This window comes from Rathayibacter sp. AY1A7, from assembly GCF_002930845.1.
Lineage (GTDB): Bacteria > Actinomycetota > Actinomycetes > Actinomycetales > Microbacteriaceae > Rathayibacter.
Map to the genome: position 1 here is coordinate 227,388 of NZ_PSTL01000002.1, position 16,890 is coordinate 244,277.

Below are 16,890 nucleotides of genomic sequence, written 5' to 3' on the forward strand. Positions count from 1 at the left end.
CGCGATCAGGCGAGCAGGATCGGGGCGTTGTCGAGGAGGCGGGTGGTGCCGACGATCGCGGCGACGAGCACGAGTGCCGGGCCGCGGTGGTCGGCGTCGACCGGGAGGAGCGTCGCGGGATCCACGACGACGAGATAGTCCAGCTTAACGAGCGGCTCGGCGTGCGCGACGGCCTCGGCGGCCTCGATCGTTGCGGCGGCACCGCGGTCCGCGGCTTCCGTGGCGGCCGCGAGGAGGCGCGGGAGCACGAGGCCCGCGCGGCGCTGCTCCTCGTCGAGGTAGCGGTTGCGGCTGGAGCGGGCGAGCCCGTCCTCCTCCCGCACGATGCCGACGCCCTCGATCGCGACGGGCAGGTCGAGGTCGCGGACCATGCGGCGCACGAGGAACAGCTGCTGCGCGTCCTTCTGCCCGAAGACCGCGACGTCCGGCTGGGCGATGCTCAGGAGCTTGGCGACGACGGTGAGCATCCCGTCGAAGTGGCCCGGCCGCGCGCGCCCCTCGTAGAGGCCGCCGACCTCGCCCGCGACGACCCGCGTCGAGGACGGCCCGTCGGGATACATCTCGGCGACTCCCGGGGCGAAGAGGAGGTCGGCCCCGGCCGCGTCGAGCAGGGCGGTGTCGCCCTCGAGGTCGCGCGGGTAGCGGTCCAGGTCCTCGGTCGGACCGAACTGCAGCGGATTCACGAACACCGACACGACGACGACGTCGGCCAGCTCGCGCGCCCGCTCGACGAGGGCGAGGTGCCCGGCGTGCAGGGCGCCCATCGTCGGCACGAGCGCGATGCGCCGACCGGCCCGCCGCGCCTCCTGCAGCCGCTCGCGGAGGTCGCCGATGCGGTGGACGGTGCTGATCACCCGACGATGCTACCGGCGGTCCCGCGGCCGCCGGGGCCCTCGGCACCGGGACGCCGTGCTCCTCCGCGAGGCACCGCCTCCCGAGCGGCGTCCCACCCGGGGAGCGGCGTCACGAGCGGCACCGCGCGTCAGCCCGCCGCGCGGCGCAGGGCGTCGTCGACGGAGGAGCGGACGAGGCTGGAGAGGAAGAAGCCCGGCTTCTCGACGCCGATGCCCGCCAGCAGTCCCGCCGCCTGGTCGACGATCGCCGTCGAGAAGGTCGTGGCGGTCGAGACGGCCTCCGCGTAGGCGGCGCGGTCCGACTCCGCCACGGTCACCGGCTCCCCGCCCATCTCGACCACCAGCGCCTGCGCGATCGGCAGCACCGGGCCCGGTGCCGACACGGCGAAGTAGGTCTCGGCGAGGCGCGCCAGGTCGAGGCTGGTGCCGCTGAAGGCCATCGCCGGGTGGACTGCCAGGGGGATGACCCCGGAGGCGAGCGCCGGAGCGAGCACCCCGTAGCCGTGCTCAGGCGCCGTGTGCAGCACCAGCTGGCCGGGCTGCCACGCTCCGGTCGCGGCGAGCCCCGCGACCAGGGCGGCGATCTCGCTCCCGGGGACGGCGACGATCACCAGCTCGCTGCGCTCGACGAGCTCGGGGATCGCGAGCACGGGGACTCCGGGGAGCAGCGCGTCGGCGCGCTCGCGGCCGCTCTCGCTGGTGGTGGCGATCCCGATCACGGCGTGGCCGGCCCCGGCGAGCGCGGCACCGAGCACCGGGCCCACGCGTCCGGCACCGATCACGCCGACGCCCAAGCGTCCGTCGCGGCGGTTCTCAGGCATGCGGCTCCCCCTCCGGAGCGGGCCAGTCGGGCAGGGCGGGTGCGGCCGCGCGCCGCCCCCACTGGTGGCTCGCGTCGCGGTCGGCGGCCCGCACTCCGGCCGTCGCGAGGCTCTCGAAGAAGGCGAGTCCGTCGGCCGCGCTCATCACCGGCACGAGCGGAGTGACGGGGCCGGCCACCGTGTGCACGCGCGCCGAGGCCAGCCCGAGCAGGCGCTGGAGCGGTCCCTGCTGGACCCCGACGCTCTGCATCCGCGCCAGGGGCACCACGGCGACCCGCCGCCAGACCGCTCCGCTGCGCAGGATCGCGACCTCGTCCGTCAGCCGGTACCCGGTCCTCCGGAACGAGAAGGGGCGGAGCCACACCGCCGAGCGCGGCGCCCGGGTGAAGCCGGCGGCGTCGCGGTGCCGGAGTGCGTCTCCGACGGGCGTCGACTCCGCTCCCTCGGCCGGTCCGGGCAGCAGGAGGGCGAGGACGCGCTCGACCGCGGCGAGGTCACCGACGGGCAGGATCGTGGTGTTCGGCTCGCCGTTCGCCCCGCGGGAGGCCGCGTGGCCGGCGCGGTCGATCCGCACCTGCCACCAGCCGAAGGGGCGCCAGAGCAGCGGCTGCGTGATCTCGACGGCGTGGATCCGGCCGGGCGGGATCGTGTCGCTGCTGGTCGAGAGCACGCCGTAGCCGACCCGCACGCCGTCGGGCGTCGCGGCGATCGAGTACCGGAGCGAGCGCACGAACTGGCGGACGTAGTAGCTGCCCGAGCCGATCAGGCCCGGCAGGATCGCGAAGAGCACGTAGGGCGAGCCGTAGACGGCGACGAACACCACGGCGACGACCGAGGCGGCCAGGAACAGGGTGAAGCCGCTGAAGACGAGCGAGCCGAGGAGCCGGCCCGGCGGGATCGAGACGACCGACTCGGGCGGCGTCTCGTCCTGAGGCTCGCCGAACTCCTCCAGCCGGCGCGCCAGGAACCCGCCCGCCGGAGCCGCACCGTCGACCGTCGCCTCCCGCTCGCGCACCCCGGACGCGAGCCGCAGGATGTCGCGGCGCAGGGCGTCAACCAAGCGCGACCCGAGGTACGACAGCTGGACGTTCGCGTCCTGCCCGGCCACGCTCACCTCGAGCTTCGCGGCTCCGAACAGCCGCGCGAACAGCGGACGCTGCACCGCGATGCCCTGGATGCGGTCCAGCCGCGCCCGCCGGTTGGTCCGGAAGAGCACGCCGGAGCGCACCTCGACGAGCTCGTCCGTGATGCGGAAGGTGTGCATCCGCCAGGACAGCCAGAACGCGAAGACGGCGACCGCCAGGCCCACCGCGACCGCCAGCAGCGCCCAGCCGACGAGACCGCGGCGCAGCAGCTCGTCGACCGGATCGCCGCTCTCGAACCCCTCCGGCCCGGGCAGGAACAGCTCGACCAGGCGCTCGCGGAGGTTCGTGATCACGATGCCGAGGACGACCAGCAGGCCGATCCCGCCCTTGAGGACCGGGGTCGCGGGATGGAGGCGGTGCCACTCCCCGTCGGCCAGGTCCGTCTCGACGGCGCGGAGCTCGGTCACAGGCCGGCCCGGCGCGACTCGGCGAGCTCGACCAGGCGGTCGCGGAGCTCCTCCGCGTCCTGCTCGGCCAGGCCCGGGATGCTGACGCCGGTCGCCGCGGCGGCGGTGACGAAGCGGAGGTCGGCGAGGCCGAGCGCCCGGGCGAGCGGCCCGCGGTTGACGTCGATGAGCTGCATCCGCCCGTACGGCACCGACACGAAGCGCTGGAACATGATGCCGCGGCGGAAGAGGAGGTCGTCCTGGCGCAGGAGGTAGCCGTAGGCGCGCGCACGGCGCGGGGCCACGATCAGGAGGGTCACCGCGAGGATGGCCGCGGCGGCCAGCGGGATCCAGCCCCACGGCAGGCCGATCAGCATCAGCACCACGGGCACGGCGAGCAGCAGCACGCTCGACACGACGGCCGACACGATCTCGACCGCGACGTACCGGGGCGAGACGCGGCGCCACTCCCCCGTGATGTCGAGGCGGTCCCGCCGGCGTCCCCTCGCGTCGCGGCGGGTCGTCGGCGACGCGTCCTCGGGCTCGGCGGGCATGGCGTCGTCCTCACTGCCCGCGGCGATCCGGGCGTCGGCGTCAGGCGTGGTTCACCTCGCCGACGGCGGTGTCGTCGTCGTCGCTCGGCGGGATGGTGCACAGGTGCTCGGCGACCAGGCCGGCCACCAGCAGGACGAGCGCACCCACGATGGTCGCGACGTCCTGCCACACGGAGCCTAGCGAAGGGATCGCACGGCTCAGCAGGTACACCAGGATGCCGCCGGAGGCTCCGAGCAGCAGAGCACCGACGTGGCTGGACGCCTTCGCCAGCACCACGACGCGCATCGCCCGGAACGGATCGATGGGCCGGCGCAGCGTGCCCTTCGTGGCGCGGTGGATCGGGACGGCGAAGCCGAGCACGAGGGCCGCGACCACGATCAGGGTCAGCGGAACCGTCAGCGGCGGGATGAGCACGGGGCGGCCGGCGGCGGCGATCGCGAGGTCGAGGAGGAACCCCGCGACGGCCCCGGCGAGGCCGAGTCCGAGCAGGGTGCTGATGCGGGTGCGCCTCACGGGGTCCTGCTCTCGGGGTCGGCGGTGGTGCCGCGGGCGGAGTCGCGCCCCGGCCAGGTCAGCCCGGCCGGGTGGTCGGTCACGCGGTCGGTCGCCCGTGCGCGCAGCTCGGCCACGGGTCCGGCCCCGGGAAGGACCGCCGCCGGCTCGGCGTCGAGCCAGGGCTCGAGCACGAAGGCCCGCTCGGCCGCCCGCGGGTGCGGGAGGGTCAGGTGCGGGTCGTCGCGGAGCACGCCGCCGACCGCGATCACGTCGATGTCGAGGGTCCGGTCGCCCCAGCGCTCCTCGCCCTCGCCGCGGATCCGGCCGCCGGCCGATTCGATCGCCGCCGTCGCCGCGAGCAGGTCGTCGGGTTCGAGGACGGTCGAGCCGGTCACGACCGCGTTGAGGTACCCGGGCGCGTCCTCGTCGACGCCCTCGGGCTTCCACGCGGGCGACTCGACGACCTTGGACACCGCCTCGATGCGCAGGCCCGGCGTCGTGGCGAGGGCCCGCAGCGCCTCCTCGAGGTGCGCCAGGCGGTCGCCGAGGTTGCTGCCGAGCGCGAGCACGACGTGGCGCACCGGGCGGACGCGCTCCTGCCGCGGCCTCACGAGCGGGTCCTCGTGATCTGCACGGCGACGTCCTCGAACGGCAGCGGGATCGGCGCGTCCGGCTTGTGGACGGTGATGCGGACGACGTCGGCGGCGGCGAAGCCCAGGGCGACCCGGGCGAGGCGCTCGGCCAGGGTCTCGATGAGGTCGACCGGGTCGCGGGTCACCGCGTCGGCCAGGGCGATCGCGAGCTCGCCGTAGTGCACCGTCTCGGCCAGCGCGTCGCCCTCGGCCGCCGGCGCGGTGTCGAGCCAGACCGTCGCGTCGATCACGAAGTCCTGTCCGTTCTCGCGCTCGAAGTCGAAGACGCCGTGGTGCGCGCGCACGCGCAGCCCGGTGAGGGTGATGGAGTCGCGCACGGCGAGGGCGGCGGGGTCGATCGCGGTCACGGGGTCTCCTCCTGGAGTCGGGCGGCGAGGGCCAGGGCACGGGCGGACGAGCGGACGTCGTGGACCCGGACGCCCCAGGCGCCGTGCTCGGCGGCGATGAGGCTCAGCATGGCGGAGACCTCGTCGCGCTCGGCGGCCGGGGCGCCGGCGGGGGCGAACGGAGCGAGGAACCGCTTGCGCGAGTGGCCGACCAGGACCGGGAAGCCCAGCGAGACGATCGCGTCGAGCCCTGCCAGCAGCGCCCAGTCGTGCGCGCCGACCTTCGCGAAGCCGAGGCCGGGGTCGAGCAGGAGGCGGTCGTCCCGGATCCCGGCCTCACGGGCGGCGTCGACGCGGCGCTCGAGCTCGCCGCGGACGTCCGCCACCACGTCGCCGTAGGAGGCGAGAGCGGTCATGCCCGCGCTGTGCCCGCGCCAGTGCATCGCGATGTAGACGGCGCCGCGCTCGGCGACGAGCGGGAGCATCCGCGGATCGGCGAGGCCGCCGGAGACGTCGTTGACGACGACGGCGCCCGCGTCCAGAGCGGCCTCCGCTGTGGCAGCGCTCATCGTGTCGATGCTGACGCGCACCCCCTCCGCGGCGAGGGCGCGGACGACGGGCAGCACGCGGCCCTGCTCGGCGGCGGAGTCGACGCGCGCCGCACCGGGGCGGGTGCTCTCGCCGCCGACGTCGACCAGGTCCGCGCCGAACGCGGCGGGTCCGTCCCCGGCGGGCCGGGTCAGGTCGAGGCCGTGGCGGACGGCGTCGTCGACGGACAGCCAGCGTCCGCCGTCGCTGAACGAGTCCGGAGTGACGTTGAGGATCCCGAGGAGCGCGGCGCGGCCGGTCGGCGTGAGGTCGGCGACGGTGGTGGCCACGTCACTCCCCCCGCGCGGCGCCGATCAGCGCGATGATCTCGGCGCGGGCGGCCGGGTCGGCGAGGGAGCCGCGGGCGGCGACCGTCACGGTCGAGCTCGCGGTCTGGCGCGGCCCGCGCATCCGCACGCAGCCGTGCTCGGCGTCGACCACGACGAGCACTCCCTCGGGAGCGAGGCCCTGCTCGAGCGCGTCGGCGATCTGCTCGGTCATCCGCTCCTGGATCTGCGGTCGCGACGCGACCGTCTCGACCACGCGCGGCAGCCGGCCGAGGCCGACGACCCGCTCGCGCGGCCGGTAGGCGATGTGCGCGACGCCGAGGAACGGCAGGAGGTGGTGCTCGCAGACGGAGCGGAAGGCGAGGTCGCGCACGATCACCGTCTGGTCGAGCGGCGACTCCTGGCCGCCCTCGACCACCGCGAACGTCTCGGTCAGCTGGGCTGCGGCGTCGTCGTCGAACCCGCCGAAGAACTCCTCGTACGCCTCGGCGAACCGCCGCGGCGTGTCGAGGAGTCCCTCGCGGCCCGGGTCGTCCCCGATGGCCGCGAGGATCTCGGCGACGGCCGCCTCGATGCGCGCCTTGTCGACGGGCACGCGCGCGCTACGCCGTCGCGGGGCGCGGGTTGATCAGCGGCGGGCGCTTCGGCGCGACCTCGTCGGCACCAGCGGAGGAGACTCCCCCGTCGGTCGCACCCGAGTCGATCGGCGCCTTGGCGACCGGGACCGCGATGGGCGGCAGGTCGGACAGGGGGCGCTTGTCGCTCGAGAGCCACTGCGGGCGCTCGTCGATGCGGCGGACGTCCTTGAAGATCTCGGCCAGCTGGTCGTGGTCGAGCGTCTCCTTCTCGAGCAGCTCCATCGCGAGGCGGTCGAGGATGTCGCGGTTGTCGTTGATGACCTGCCACGCCTCGTCGTGCGCCTGCTCGATGAGCTGGCGCGTCTCGGCGTCGACCGTCTCGGCGATCTGCTCGGAGTAGTCGCGCTGGTGGCCCATGTCGCGGCCGAGGAACATCTCGCCCGACGACTGGCCGAGCTTGACCGCTCCGACGTTCGCGGACATGCCGTAGTCGGTGACCATCTTGCGGGCGATGGAGGTCGCCTTCTCGATGTCGTTCGACGCTCCGGTGGTGGGGTCGTGGAAGACGATCTCCTCCGCGACGCGACCGCCCATCGCGTACGTGAGCTGGTCGAGGAGCTCGTTGCGGGTCGTGGAGTACTTGTCCTCCAGTGGGAGAACCATCGTGTAGCCGAGGGCGCGACCGCGCGGAAGGATCGTGACCTTGGTCACGGGGTCGGTGTGGCGCATCGCCGCCGCCGCCAGAGCGTGTCCGCCCTCGTGGTAGGCGGTGATCAGCTTCTCCTTGTCGCGCATGACCCGCGTGCGGCGCTGCGGCCCCGCGATGACGCGGTCGATGGCCTCGTCGAGCGCGCGGTTGTCGATCAGCTGCGCGTTGGAGCGGGCGGTGAGCAGCGCGGCCTCGTTGAGGACGTTGGCCAGGTCGGCGCCGGTGAAGCCCGGGGTCTTCCGGGCGACGACCTCGAGGTCGACTCCGCCGGCGAGCGGCTTGCCGCGGCCGTGGACCTCGAGGATCCGCTTGCGGCCGAGCAGGTCGGGGGCGTCGACGCCGATCTGGCGGTCGAAGCGGCCCGGACGCAGCAGTGCGGGATCGAGGATGTCGGGGCGGTTCGTCGCCGCGATCAGGATGACGTTCGTCTTGACGTCGAAGCCGTCCATCTCGACCAGCAGCTGGTTGAGGGTCTGCTCGCGCTCGTCGTGACCGCCGCCCATCCCGGCGCCGCGGTGGCGGCCGACGGCATCGATCTCATCGACGAAGATGATGGCCGGCGAGTTCTCCTTCGCCTGCTGGAACAGGTCGCGGACACGGCTCGCGCCGACGCCGACGAACATCTCGACGAAGTCCGATCCGGAGATGGAGTAGAAGGGGACGCCCGCCTCGCCCGCGACCGCGCGCGCCAGCAGGGTCTTGCCGGTGCCGGGAGGGCCGTAGAGCAGGACGCCCTTCGGGATGCGGGCGCCGACGGCCTGGAACTTCGCGGGCTCCTTGAGGAACTCCTTGATCTCGTGCAGCTCCTCGATCGCCTCGTCGGCGCCGGCGACATCGCCGAACGTGACCTTGGGCGACTCCTTCGAGACGAGCTTCGCCTTCGACTTGCCGAACTGCATGACGCGGTTGCCGCCGCCCTGCATGCCCGAGAGCATCAGCCAGAAGAACGCGCCGATCAGCAGGATGGGGAGCAGGAAGCCGAGAGCCGAGAGGAACCAGTTGGTCTGCGGGACCTCGTCGTTGTAGCCGGTGCTGCCGAGATCGGCCGCGGACACCGCGTCGACGACCTCCGCGCCGCGAGGGGCCACGTAGTAGAACTGCACCTGCGTGCCGTTGTCTCCGTCGGCCTGCTTGAGCGTGAGATCGACGCGCTGCTCGCCGTCCACGATCTTCGCCGAGTCGACCTTGCCGTCCTTCAGGAGGTCGAGACCCTCCTGCGTCGTGACCGGCCGGAAGCCGGACATGGTGATCAGCGAGGAGCCGATCCACACCGCGACGATCGCCAGGACGACGTAGAGGATGGGACCCCGGAAGATGCGCTTCACGTTCATGCTTGTTGCGGGTGCGACACCCGGCGCCTTTCTGACGAGGAGATTGTGCCTGCCAGGCTACCTCCCGCACTCTGAGCGCCGCCCACGCGTTCGCCGTGGGCCGAACCGCCGCGGGCTGTGTCGTCTGGCGGGGATGCGGCGGGCCGCATCCCCGCGCGCGGTCGGCTTCGCGAGGTGGTGCGTTCCGCAGAGCGGGTCTCGTCGGACTGCCGGGAAACGCTGACACGCGTCGGCACCGTCCGGCGGGGATGCGGCGGGCCGCATCCCCGCGCGCGGTCGGCTTCGCGAGATGGTGCGTTCCGCAGAGCGGGGTGCGTCGGACTGCCGGGAAACGCTGGCACGCGTTTCCCGGTCCGAGTCCTCTGTCTTGCGGGTGGAGGTCGCGGGGATCGGCGCTTCGGCGGTAGGGACGCGCCGCGAGAGCGCAGGAGTTGTCGCACTCGGGCTCGACAGCGACGACTACTGCGGTCTCGGGAAGGAGGCGAAGGTGTCCGAGCAGGACGCGCCGCGAGAACGCAGGAGTTGTCGCACTCGGGCTCGACAGCGACGACTACTGCGGTCTCGGGGGGGGCGAAGGTGTTCGAGCGGGGCGTGCCGCGAGAGCGCAGGAGTTGTCGCACTCGAGCTCGACAGCGACGACTACTGCGGTCTCGGGGGGCGCTGGCGTCCGAGCGGGGCGTGCCGCGAGAAGGGGCAGCAGGCGCGGACGGACAAGCCGGGCCCGCCCGGTCCGCGTCAGGCCGACTCGAGGAGGGGCTCCGGGTCGCGGAGGGCGGGCACGAGGCCGTGGCGGCGGCGGGCGGCGGCCAGCACGGTCACGGCGAGCGCCCCGACCAGCCAGAGCACGAGCACCAGGACCGCGTGCGCGACTCCGATGCTGCCGCCGGCGATCAGCGAGCGGAACGCCTCCACCGTCCAGGTCAGCGGCAGTACGCCGTGGATCGCCTGGAAGAAAGCGGGTGCGGTCTCGACCGGGTAGGTGCCTCCGGCCGAGGACAGCTGCAGCACGATCATCAGCAGCGCCAGGAACCGGCCCGGGGCGTCCAGCAGCGCGATCAGCGCCTGGTTGATCGCCACGAAGGTGAGGCTCGTGAGCACGGCGATCCCGATCAGCCCGGGCAGGTTCGACGCCTCGACGCCCACTCCGAAGCGGATGACGAGCGCGGCCAGGACGCCCTGGGCGACCGCCATCAGCGCGCCGGGCAGGTAGCTGCGCAGCGCGATGACCCAGGCGGGACGGCGCGCGGCGAGGAGGCGGGAGCTGAGCGGGGCACTCATCAGGTAGAAGGCCAGCGCGCCGACCCAGAGCGCGAGGGCCATGAAGTAGGGGGCGAGGCCGTAGCCGTAGGACGGCACGCGGTTCATCCGCTCGGCGTCGATCCCGACCGGGGCGGCCGCGACGGTGCTGAGCTCCTGCGCCTGCTCACCGGTGTAGGTGGGCACGTCGTCCGCGCCGTCCGAGAGCTTCGTGTCGAGGGTGCGCGATCCGGAGGCGAGGGAGTCGATCCCGTCGGCGAGGTCCTGCGAACCGGTGGCCGCGTCGGCCGAGCCGGTCGCGGCGGTCTCGGCGCCGTCCGCGAGGTCCGACGCGCCTGTCGCGAGGGCGGCCGTCCCGGAGGCGAGGTCGGAGGCGCCGGCGGCCGCGGAGGCGATCCCGCTGGTGAGCGGGCCGACCGCGCCGGAGAGGGTGTCCACTCCGCCGGCGACCTGCGCGGCTCCGCCGTCGAGGGTCGCAGCTCCCTGGGCGAGGGCCTGCGCACCGGTCTGCAGCTTCTGGGCGCCGTCGGCGGCGGAGGTCGCCCCGGTGGACAGAGCGGCGGTGCCGGTCGCGAGGTCGGCGGCTCCGCCCGAGACCGTGGCGGCACCGGCGGCGAGCGCCGTCAGTCCGCTGCCGTCGTCGCCGACGAGCGCGGTCGCACCGGAGGCGAGCGTCTGAGCGCCCGCGTCCGCCGAGGCGGCTCCGCCCGCGAGAGCGGCCGCACCCTGCTCGAGGGCGGTCAGCTCGGCCACGCGCTGGGCGTCGGACAGCGAGTCGTACCGAGAGAGCAGGGAGGCGAGGCCGGAGTCGACTCCGGTCGCTCCGGTGGCGAGTCCCGGAGTGGCGGTCGCGAGCGCTCCCGCGCCGGTCGCGAGCTGCTGGGCTCCTGCGAGGGCCTTCCCCGCTCCGTCGGAGAGGGAGGCGGACCCGGTGGCCAGCGCCTCGGCGCCGGACGCCGCCGAGGCCGCGCCGTCCTTCAGGGTCGACGTCCCCGCGGCGAGGTCGGCGGCGCCCGAGGCGAGCGACGCCGCTCCGCCGTCGAGCTGCTGGGCGCCGTCGGCGACCGTGCGGGCTCCCGTGTCGAGCGCCGCCGCCTGGTCGGGCAGCTGACCGGTCCCGCTCGCGATCCGCTGGAGTCCCGACGAGAGGTCGGACGCTCCGGAGGCCGCGCTCCCCGCGCCCGAGCGGAGGGAGTCGGCGCCGGTCGCCAGCTGCGCGGTGCCGTCCTGCAGCTGCGCGAGCCCGACGACCAGCTCGGAGGAGCCGGACGCGGCGGTCCCGGCGCCGTCCGCCAGCTGAGCGGCGCCGTCGGCCGCCTGCTCGAGGCTCGAGTGCACATCGGTGAAGCCGAGGTAGACGTTCTCGAGGTAGGTCGCGCCGACCTTCTCCTCCAGCGTCTTCGTCACGGTGGTGCCGATGGTGGAGGCGATGTTGCCGACGATCAGGTTGGCCGCGTCGTTCGTCTCGATCGACAGCTTCGCCTGCACGGCCGCGGCGGGGTCGTCGCCGCCGACAGAGGCGACGTCGGCCGAGAAGCCGGCCGGCACCGTCAGCACGGCGAGGACGTCGCCGGAGGCGAGCTCGCGGGACGCCTCGTCGGCACCGGTCGCCGTCCAGGCGAAGTCCGAGCCGGACGTGTCGGTGGTGAGCTGCTCGGTCAGGTCGTCGCCGAGGGCGAGCGCGGAGCCGTCCGAGGCAGTCGCGCCGGTGTCCTCGTTGACGATCGCGGCGGGCACCGTGTCGAGGTGGTGCGTGGGATCGAGGTTGGCCGAGGTCAGCAGTCCCGCGTAGATCAGCGGGATGAGCGCGATCGCGGCGAAGACGACGACGAGGCGCGGGTTCACGGCGCGCAGGGCGCGGCGGAGCGGGGAGGTGGTCATGGTCCTTCTACTTCGTGGAGTGCAGGGCGGCGAGCCGCGGCGACGCGACTCCGGTGACGAGGAGCTCGGCGATGTCGGCGGAGGCCGAGGCCGCGGGACGGCGGGCGTCGCCGTCGAGGAGCCAGCCGACGACCAGCCAGGTGGTGCCGGCGGCGAGGAGGACGGCGAAGCGCTCGACGCGTGCGTGGTCGCCGCCGCCCGATCCGCGCTCGGCGAGGGGCGAGAAGGCGAGGAGCCGCTGCGCGAGGAACGCGACGACCGACTCCTGCACGGCGCGGGCCGTGCCTCCGCTCAGCACGCGGCGGTAGAAGTCGGCGTGCACGAGCAGGCCCTCGAGGAGCCCGCGGACGATGCGGGGGACCGCGCCCTCCCAGTCGGCGGGGGCGGTGCCGGGAGCGACGTCACCGAACAGCGCGTGCATCCGCTCCACCGCGGCGGCCTCGATCAGTGACGGCACATCGCCGAAGTGCTGGTAGAACGTGGGGCGGCTGACGCCCGCGGCGCCGCAGAGCTCCGTGATGGAGGGCTGGTCGTCGCCCGGGCGGTCGAGGGCACTCGTGATCGCGGTGAGCAGGAGCTCGCGCGAGCGGGTGAGCCGCGGATCGGTCACGGGGTCCTTCTTCCCGGCGCGAGGAGCGCCTTCTTTACGTCCGTCAGATAACTTACAACCGTAAAGAAGAGCGCGCAAGCATCAGGAGGAGGGCGGCTCCGGGAGCAGCGTCGCGATGGCGGACGTGTCGACGATCACCGAGTCGTGCGGAGTCAGTCCCGGGCTCCGCGGCGTCGGCACCGGCAGGCGCACGAGGAGGGCGCCCGGATCCACGCCGAAGCGCCCGGAGCGGGTGCGGCCGACCGGATCGCCGTCCAGCTCGGCGAGCACCGGCTGGTCGAGCTCGAACGAGAACTCGCGACCGGGCCACTGGCGGAGGGAGGCGAGCCCGTTGCGGTTGCCGGTCGCCACGTCCAGCGCGAGGCCGAAGCGCCGACGCAGCAGCACCAGCTCCAGGTCGCCGTCGTCGAGCACGGCTCCGGCGGCCAGCTCGATGTTCGCGACCACGGAGCTGCAGTTGCAGGCCAGCACCATGAAGCAGCGCTGCGGAGGCTCCTCAGCGCCGTCGATCGTGAGGGTCACCTCGAATCCGGCCTTGAACATCGCCGGCGCCCCCGCCGCGAAGTAGGCGCCCCAGCCCACCCGCTTCTTCAGCTCCTCGTCCGTCTTGTCCATGATCTCGGCGTCCAGGCCCACCCCGCCCATCACCATGAACACCCGCTCCTCGCCGTCGTCGAACGCGGCCGTGCCCACGTCGATCGCGCGGTCCTGCCCGAGCAGGGCGATCTCGACCGCCTCGGGCAGCGAGCCGAGCGGGATCCCGAGGTTCCGCGCGAGGAGGTTGCCGGTGCCGCTGGGCAGCAGGCCGTAGGGGACGCCGGTCCCGCGCAGCACCGTGGCGACGGCGCGGACGGTGCCGTCGCCTCCCATCGAGCACACCAGGTCCGGGCCCGCCTCGAGCGCGGCGCGGGCCGCGGCGGCACCGGAGTCGCCCGGGCTGGTCTCGAACCAGAGCGGCTCGTTCCAGCCGTGGCGGCGCGCGATCGTCGCGACCAGGTCCTCCGCGGCGCCGACGTCGTCGAACTTGCTCGGGTTGATCACGACGGCGACGGTGCGCTTCTCGGGTGCCTTCACCCCGTCAGTCTGACGGCACCGGCGACCGGTCCAGTCGCGCTGACGCCTCCAGGGCGAGCACGGCGCCGATCTCGGCCGAGAGCGTGGCGGGCAGCGACGGAGGCACGTCCCAGCGGGGCCCGGCCAGCAGCACGCCGCGGCGGACGCTCGAGCTCTGCAGCGCGGCGACGCTGCCGGCGACGAAGCCGCGGACGCGAGCCGCCACCGCGGGCGCGACTCCACTCGTCGTGGCGAGGTCGACGAGGTGCCGGTAGGCGATGCCGCCGAACAGGGCGCCGTCCCCCGAGCCCTGGTCGACGAAGACGCCGTCGGGGGCGAGCCGGTCCAGCAGGTCCTCGGCCGTGCGGGAGGCGTGGGCGACCAGGCGGGGGTCGGGCCGCAGGCGGTGCAGGGCGAGCGCCGCGCCGATGTAGACGGCGTGGTTGTAGCTGAAGGCCCAGTCGTCGCGCGCGGAGCCTCCCTCGCGGCCGATGCCGTCTGCGACGAAGCCGGTGTCGTCGTCGCGGAGGCGCACGTGCATCCAGTCGAGGGCGGCGCGCGAGAGCTCCTCCCGGCCGTCGGGCCGCAGCCGCTCCAGGCGGGCGCCGAGGATCGCGAACGGGCCGTTGGCGGGCGCGTTCTTGTAGTCGAGCTGCCGGCGGCGCCAGGCGAGGCTCGCCCCGTGGCGGAGGTTCCACCCCTTCGCGACGGCGAAGCGCCAGAGGCGGTCGGCCCGGTCGAGGAAGCGCGGGTCGCCGGAGGCCTCCCCGAGGCGGGCGAGCGCGCCGCCGAGCCACATCATGTCGTCGAAGTAGCCGTTGACCAGGCGCCCGCCGTTGCGGAGGCGGATCGCACGGTGGATCTGCCGGGCACGCTCCAGGTGCGCCTCGTCGCCCGTGCGCTCGAAGGCGTCGACGGCCGCGTCGATCGCGTGCGCGAGCCACCAGTAGTTGAACTCGAGGTCGGCCCGCAGCGAGGTCGGGTAGCTCATGTGGTAGCCCAGCAGCGGCACCGCGAAGAGCCGCTCGAGGCTCTCCTGCGCGGTGTCCGCGGGGCTACTCGTAGATGTGCGGGGCGAGGACGGCGACATCGCGGAGGTTGCGGTAGCGCTCGGCGTAGTCGAGCCCGTAGCCGATCACGAACTCGTTCGGGATGTCGAAGCCGACGTAGGCCACGTCGACCTCGACCTTGGCGGCCGCGGGCTTGCGGAACAGCGCGCAGATCTCGACGGACTCGGCGCCACGGCTGCGGAGGTTGCCCTGCAGCCACGAGAGCGTGAGGCCGGAGTCGATGATGTCCTCGACGATCAGCACCTTGCGGTTCGTGATGTCGGAGTCGAGGTCCTTCAGGATCCGCACGACGCCGGAGGACTTGGTGCCGCTCCCGTAGGACGAGACGGCCATCCAGTCCATGACGATGTCGAGCTTGAGCTCGCGGGCCAGATCGGCCATCACCATCACGGCGCCGCGCAGCACCCCGACGATGAGCAGGTTCTCGCCCGCGTAGTCGCGCTCGATGGCGCGGGCCAGGTCGCGGATCCGCTCGTGGATCTCGGCCTCGGTGTAGAGGACCTCGGTGATGTCGTCGGCGATGTCGGCTGCTTCCACCCGGCCACTCTACGGGTGCCCGGCCCCCGTCTCCCCTCCGCGAGACTCCGCTCCTGTACACCTCCGCCGGCGAGTCGCGTGCCGGAGCGGCATCTCGCGGGGAGGGGTCGGGCGTCGCGCGGGGACCGGGGGTCGCGGGAACGGGTCAGGGGGCCGCGGGTGCGAAGACGAGGGTGGTGCCGCGGCGGGTGGCGAGGACGCCGGGGAGGTCGACGCCCTTCTGGCCGTGCCAGTCGGTGACCAGCGCGGCGACCGCCAGCGTCTGCGAGCGCGAGAGCGCGACTCCGAACTCGTTCGCCACGACCAGGCGGATGATCCGCTGCCGCAGCGCCGGCGGGTCCGCCGCGAGCCCGCGCGCGTCGACCGTGACGTGCCCCGCCTCGTCCTGGCCCACCAGCTCGAGCGCCCAGTCGAGGGCGAGCGCGTCGAGCGCGTCCCCGTCCTCCCGCAGCTGCTCGGCCGTGCGCGCCAGAGCCTGGGCCACTCCCGGCCCCAGCTCGTCCTCCAGCACGGGCAGCACACGGTTCCGCACCCGGACCCGCGAGTAGCGGGGGTCGTCGTTGTGCGGGTCGTCCCACGGCACGAGCCCCTGGTCGGCGCAGGCGAGGCGGGTCGTCTCGCGGCGCAGGCCCAGGAGCGGGCGCCGCAGCGGTCCGCTGGCCGGCGCCATCCCGTGCAGCGAGGCCGCACCGGCTCCGCGGGCGAGCCCCAGCAGCACCGTCTCGGCCTGGTCGTCGAGGGTGTGGCCCAGGAGGATCGCGGCGGCGCCCGTCGCGGTCAGCGCGTCGTCGAAGGCGCGGTAGCGCGCGCTGCGGGCGGCCGCCTCCGGACCGCCCTCGGCGGACACCGTCACCACCTCGCGCAGCACCGGCGCGAGCCCCAGCGCGTGCGCCTGCTCCGCCGCCCGCCGCGCGACCTCCGCCGACGCCTCCTGCAGCCCGTGGTCGACGATCACCGCGCCGGCCCGCCTCCCGCCCCGCGGGGCCTCGAAGGCGACCGCCGCCGCGAGCGCGAGCGAGTCCGCTCCCCCGCTCAGCGCGACCAGCACGAGCGCTCCGGGGTCGAGCCCGTCGAGGCTCTCGCGCACCGCCCGCCGCAGATCGGCGACGGCGGGGGTCAGGCGGGGGCGATCGGGCACATCAAGTAACGTAATGCCAGCGATCCGCCCCTCCCGCGCGCGCACCCGCGCGAGCGTTCCGGAGGCCGATCCGTCCGCCGATGCGCCGCTCACGGCGCCACCGACTCAAGGAGAGAGCATGGCCGCATACGACGTCGTCGTCGAGATCCCCAAGGGGAGCCGCAACAAGTACGAGGTCGACCACGAGACCGGTCGCGTCTACCTCGACCGCGTGCTCTTCACCTCCTTCGTCTACCCGACGGACTACGGGTACTTCGAGAACACCCTCGGCCTCGACGGCGACCCCGTCGACGCGCTGGTGCTGCTCGAGTACCCCGTCTTCCCGGGCGTGGGCGTCTCCGTCCGCCCGGTCGGCGTGCTCAACATGAGCGACGAGGCCGGCTCCGACGCGAAGGTGATCGTGGTCCCCGCGAAGGACCCGCGCTGGCAGCACATCCAGGACATCGGCGACGTCCCGGAGCAGACGAAGAACGAGATCAAGCACTTCTTCGAGCGCTACAAGGACCTCGAGCCCGGCAAGTGGGTCAAGGTCGACGCGTGGGGCGACGCCGCCGAGGCGGAGCAGATCGTCCAGGACGGCATCAAGAAGCTGGCCGAAGAGGGTCACTGACCCCTC

At 73.9% G+C, this 16,890-nt stretch carries 17 protein-coding genes; 1 reads left to right on the forward strand and 16 read right to left on the reverse strand.

Annotated elements, in window-relative coordinates; genetic code table 11:
- Positions 1–5 precede the first annotated feature (5 nt).
- The 16 genes from panC to tilS all read right to left on the reverse strand — a co-directional run bounded on the left by panC (position 6) and on the right by tilS (position 16,274).
- The gene (gene panC / locus C5B95_RS03240) at positions 6–854 is read right to left on the reverse strand and encodes a pantoate--beta-alanine ligase (RefSeq protein WP_104326417.1); all 849 of its coding nucleotides are present in this window, start codon (positions 852–854) and stop codon (positions 6–8) included.
- 128 nt (positions 855–982) lie between these two features.
- Complete coding sequence (locus C5B95_RS03245) at positions 983–1,675, reverse strand: Rossmann-like and DUF2520 domain-containing protein (protein WP_104224097.1); 693 nt, start codon at positions 1,673–1,675, stop codon at positions 983–985.
- Positions 1,668–3,227 (reverse strand): PH domain-containing protein, encoded by a 1,560-nt coding sequence (locus tag C5B95_RS03250; RefSeq protein ID WP_104238409.1) that lies wholly within the window; start codon positions 3,225–3,227, stop codon positions 1,668–1,670. Before C5B95_RS03250 ends, C5B95_RS03245 begins: the two co-directional genes overlap by 8 nt.
- On the reverse strand, positions 3,224–3,760 hold the full coding sequence (locus C5B95_RS03255) for a PH domain-containing protein (protein WP_104348455.1): 537 nt from the start codon (positions 3,758–3,760) through the stop codon (positions 3,224–3,226). Before C5B95_RS03255 ends, C5B95_RS03250 begins: the two co-directional genes overlap by 4 nt.
- Positions 3,761–3,800: 40 nt before the next feature.
- On the reverse strand, positions 3,801–4,274 hold the full coding sequence (locus C5B95_RS03260; RefSeq protein ID WP_104224100.1) for a DUF3180 domain-containing protein: 474 nt from the start codon (positions 4,272–4,274) through the stop codon (positions 3,801–3,803).
- Positions 4,271–4,867 (reverse strand): 2-amino-4-hydroxy-6-hydroxymethyldihydropteridine diphosphokinase, encoded by a 597-nt coding sequence (gene folK, locus C5B95_RS03265; RefSeq protein ID WP_104309500.1) that lies wholly within the window; start codon positions 4,865–4,867, stop codon positions 4,271–4,273. Before folK ends, C5B95_RS03260 begins: the two co-directional genes overlap by 4 nt.
- Positions 4,864–5,256 (reverse strand): dihydroneopterin aldolase, encoded by a 393-nt coding sequence (folB, locus tag C5B95_RS03270; protein WP_104347803.1) that lies wholly within the window; start codon positions 5,254–5,256, stop codon positions 4,864–4,866. The genes folK and folB overlap by 4 nt, the downstream gene beginning before the upstream one ends.
- A complete protein-coding gene (gene folP, locus C5B95_RS03275) occupies positions 5,253–6,113 on the reverse strand; it encodes a dihydropteroate synthase (RefSeq protein WP_104224102.1) in 861 nt (286 codons plus the stop codon). Before folP ends, folB begins: the two co-directional genes overlap by 4 nt.
- A 1-nt stretch (position 6,114) precedes the next feature.
- Entirely contained in the window at positions 6,115–6,705 is a 591-nt protein-coding gene (gene folE / locus C5B95_RS03280) for a GTP cyclohydrolase I FolE (protein WP_104224103.1), read from the reverse strand.
- Positions 6,706–6,712: 7 nt separating this feature from the next.
- Positions 6,713–8,728: an ATP-dependent zinc metalloprotease FtsH gene (gene ftsH / locus C5B95_RS03285; RefSeq protein WP_104224104.1), complete on the reverse strand. Its 2,016-nt coding sequence runs from the start codon at positions 8,726–8,728 to the stop codon at positions 6,713–6,715.
- Between the two features lie 735 nt (positions 8,729–9,463).
- Positions 9,464–11,866, reverse strand: coding sequence for a YhgE/Pip domain-containing protein (locus C5B95_RS03290; protein ID WP_104348456.1), 2,403 nt, complete (start codon positions 11,864–11,866; stop codon positions 9,464–9,466).
- Positions 11,867–11,873: 7 nt separating this feature from the next.
- The gene (locus C5B95_RS17360; protein WP_104224106.1) at positions 11,874–12,476 is read right to left on the reverse strand and encodes a TetR/AcrR family transcriptional regulator; all 603 of its coding nucleotides are present in this window, start codon (positions 12,474–12,476) and stop codon (positions 11,874–11,876) included.
- An 81-nt stretch (positions 12,477–12,557) separates the two neighbouring features.
- Positions 12,558–13,550, reverse strand: coding sequence for a diacylglycerol kinase family protein (locus C5B95_RS03300; RefSeq protein ID WP_104234307.1), 993 nt, complete (start codon positions 13,548–13,550; stop codon positions 12,558–12,560).
- Between the two features lie 4 nt (positions 13,551–13,554).
- Complete coding sequence (locus C5B95_RS03305; RefSeq protein WP_104348458.1) at positions 13,555–14,619, reverse strand: glycoside hydrolase family 76 protein; 1,065 nt, start codon at positions 14,617–14,619, stop codon at positions 13,555–13,557.
- Complete coding sequence (hpt, locus tag C5B95_RS03310; protein ID WP_104325861.1) at positions 14,585–15,136, reverse strand: hypoxanthine phosphoribosyltransferase; 552 nt, start codon at positions 15,134–15,136, stop codon at positions 14,585–14,587. The genes C5B95_RS03305 and hpt overlap by 35 nt, the downstream gene beginning before the upstream one ends.
- A gap of 145 nt (positions 15,137–15,281) precedes the next feature.
- The gene (gene tilS / locus C5B95_RS03315; protein ID WP_104348459.1) at positions 15,282–16,274 is read right to left on the reverse strand and encodes a tRNA lysidine(34) synthetase TilS; all 993 of its coding nucleotides are present in this window, start codon (positions 16,272–16,274) and stop codon (positions 15,282–15,284) included.
- Positions 16,275–16,392: 118 nt separating this feature from the next.
- On the opposite strand from tilS, the gene ppa reads away from it, so the two are divergent.
- Positions 16,393–16,884 (forward strand): inorganic diphosphatase, encoded by a 492-nt coding sequence (gene ppa, locus C5B95_RS03320; protein ID WP_068255683.1) that lies wholly within the window; start codon positions 16,393–16,395, stop codon positions 16,882–16,884.
- Positions 16,885–16,890: the final 6 nt, after the last annotated feature.

Coding starts and splice junctions, on each gene's coding strand:
- C5B95_RS03245 (WP_104224097.1), bottom strand. CDS start 1,675: ATGCCTGAGAACCGCCGCGACGGACGCTTGGGCGTCGGCGTGATCGGT.
- C5B95_RS03255 (WP_104348455.1), bottom strand. CDS start 3,760: ATGCCCGCCGAGCCCGAGGACGCGTCGCCGACGACCCGCCGCGACGCG.
- ftsH (WP_104224104.1), bottom strand. CDS start 8,728: ATGAACGTGAAGCGCATCTTCCGGGGTCCCATCCTCTACGTCGTCCTG.
- C5B95_RS03290 (WP_104348456.1), bottom strand. CDS start 11,866: ATGACCACCTCCCCGCTCCGCCGCGCCCTGCGCGCCGTGAACCCGCGC.
- C5B95_RS03305 (WP_104348458.1), bottom strand. CDS start 14,619: ATGTCGCCGTCCTCGCCCCGCACATCTACGAGTAGCCCCGCGGACACC.
- ppa (WP_068255683.1), top strand. CDS start 16,393: ATGGCCGCATACGACGTCGTCGTCGAGATCCCCAAGGGGAGCCGCAAC.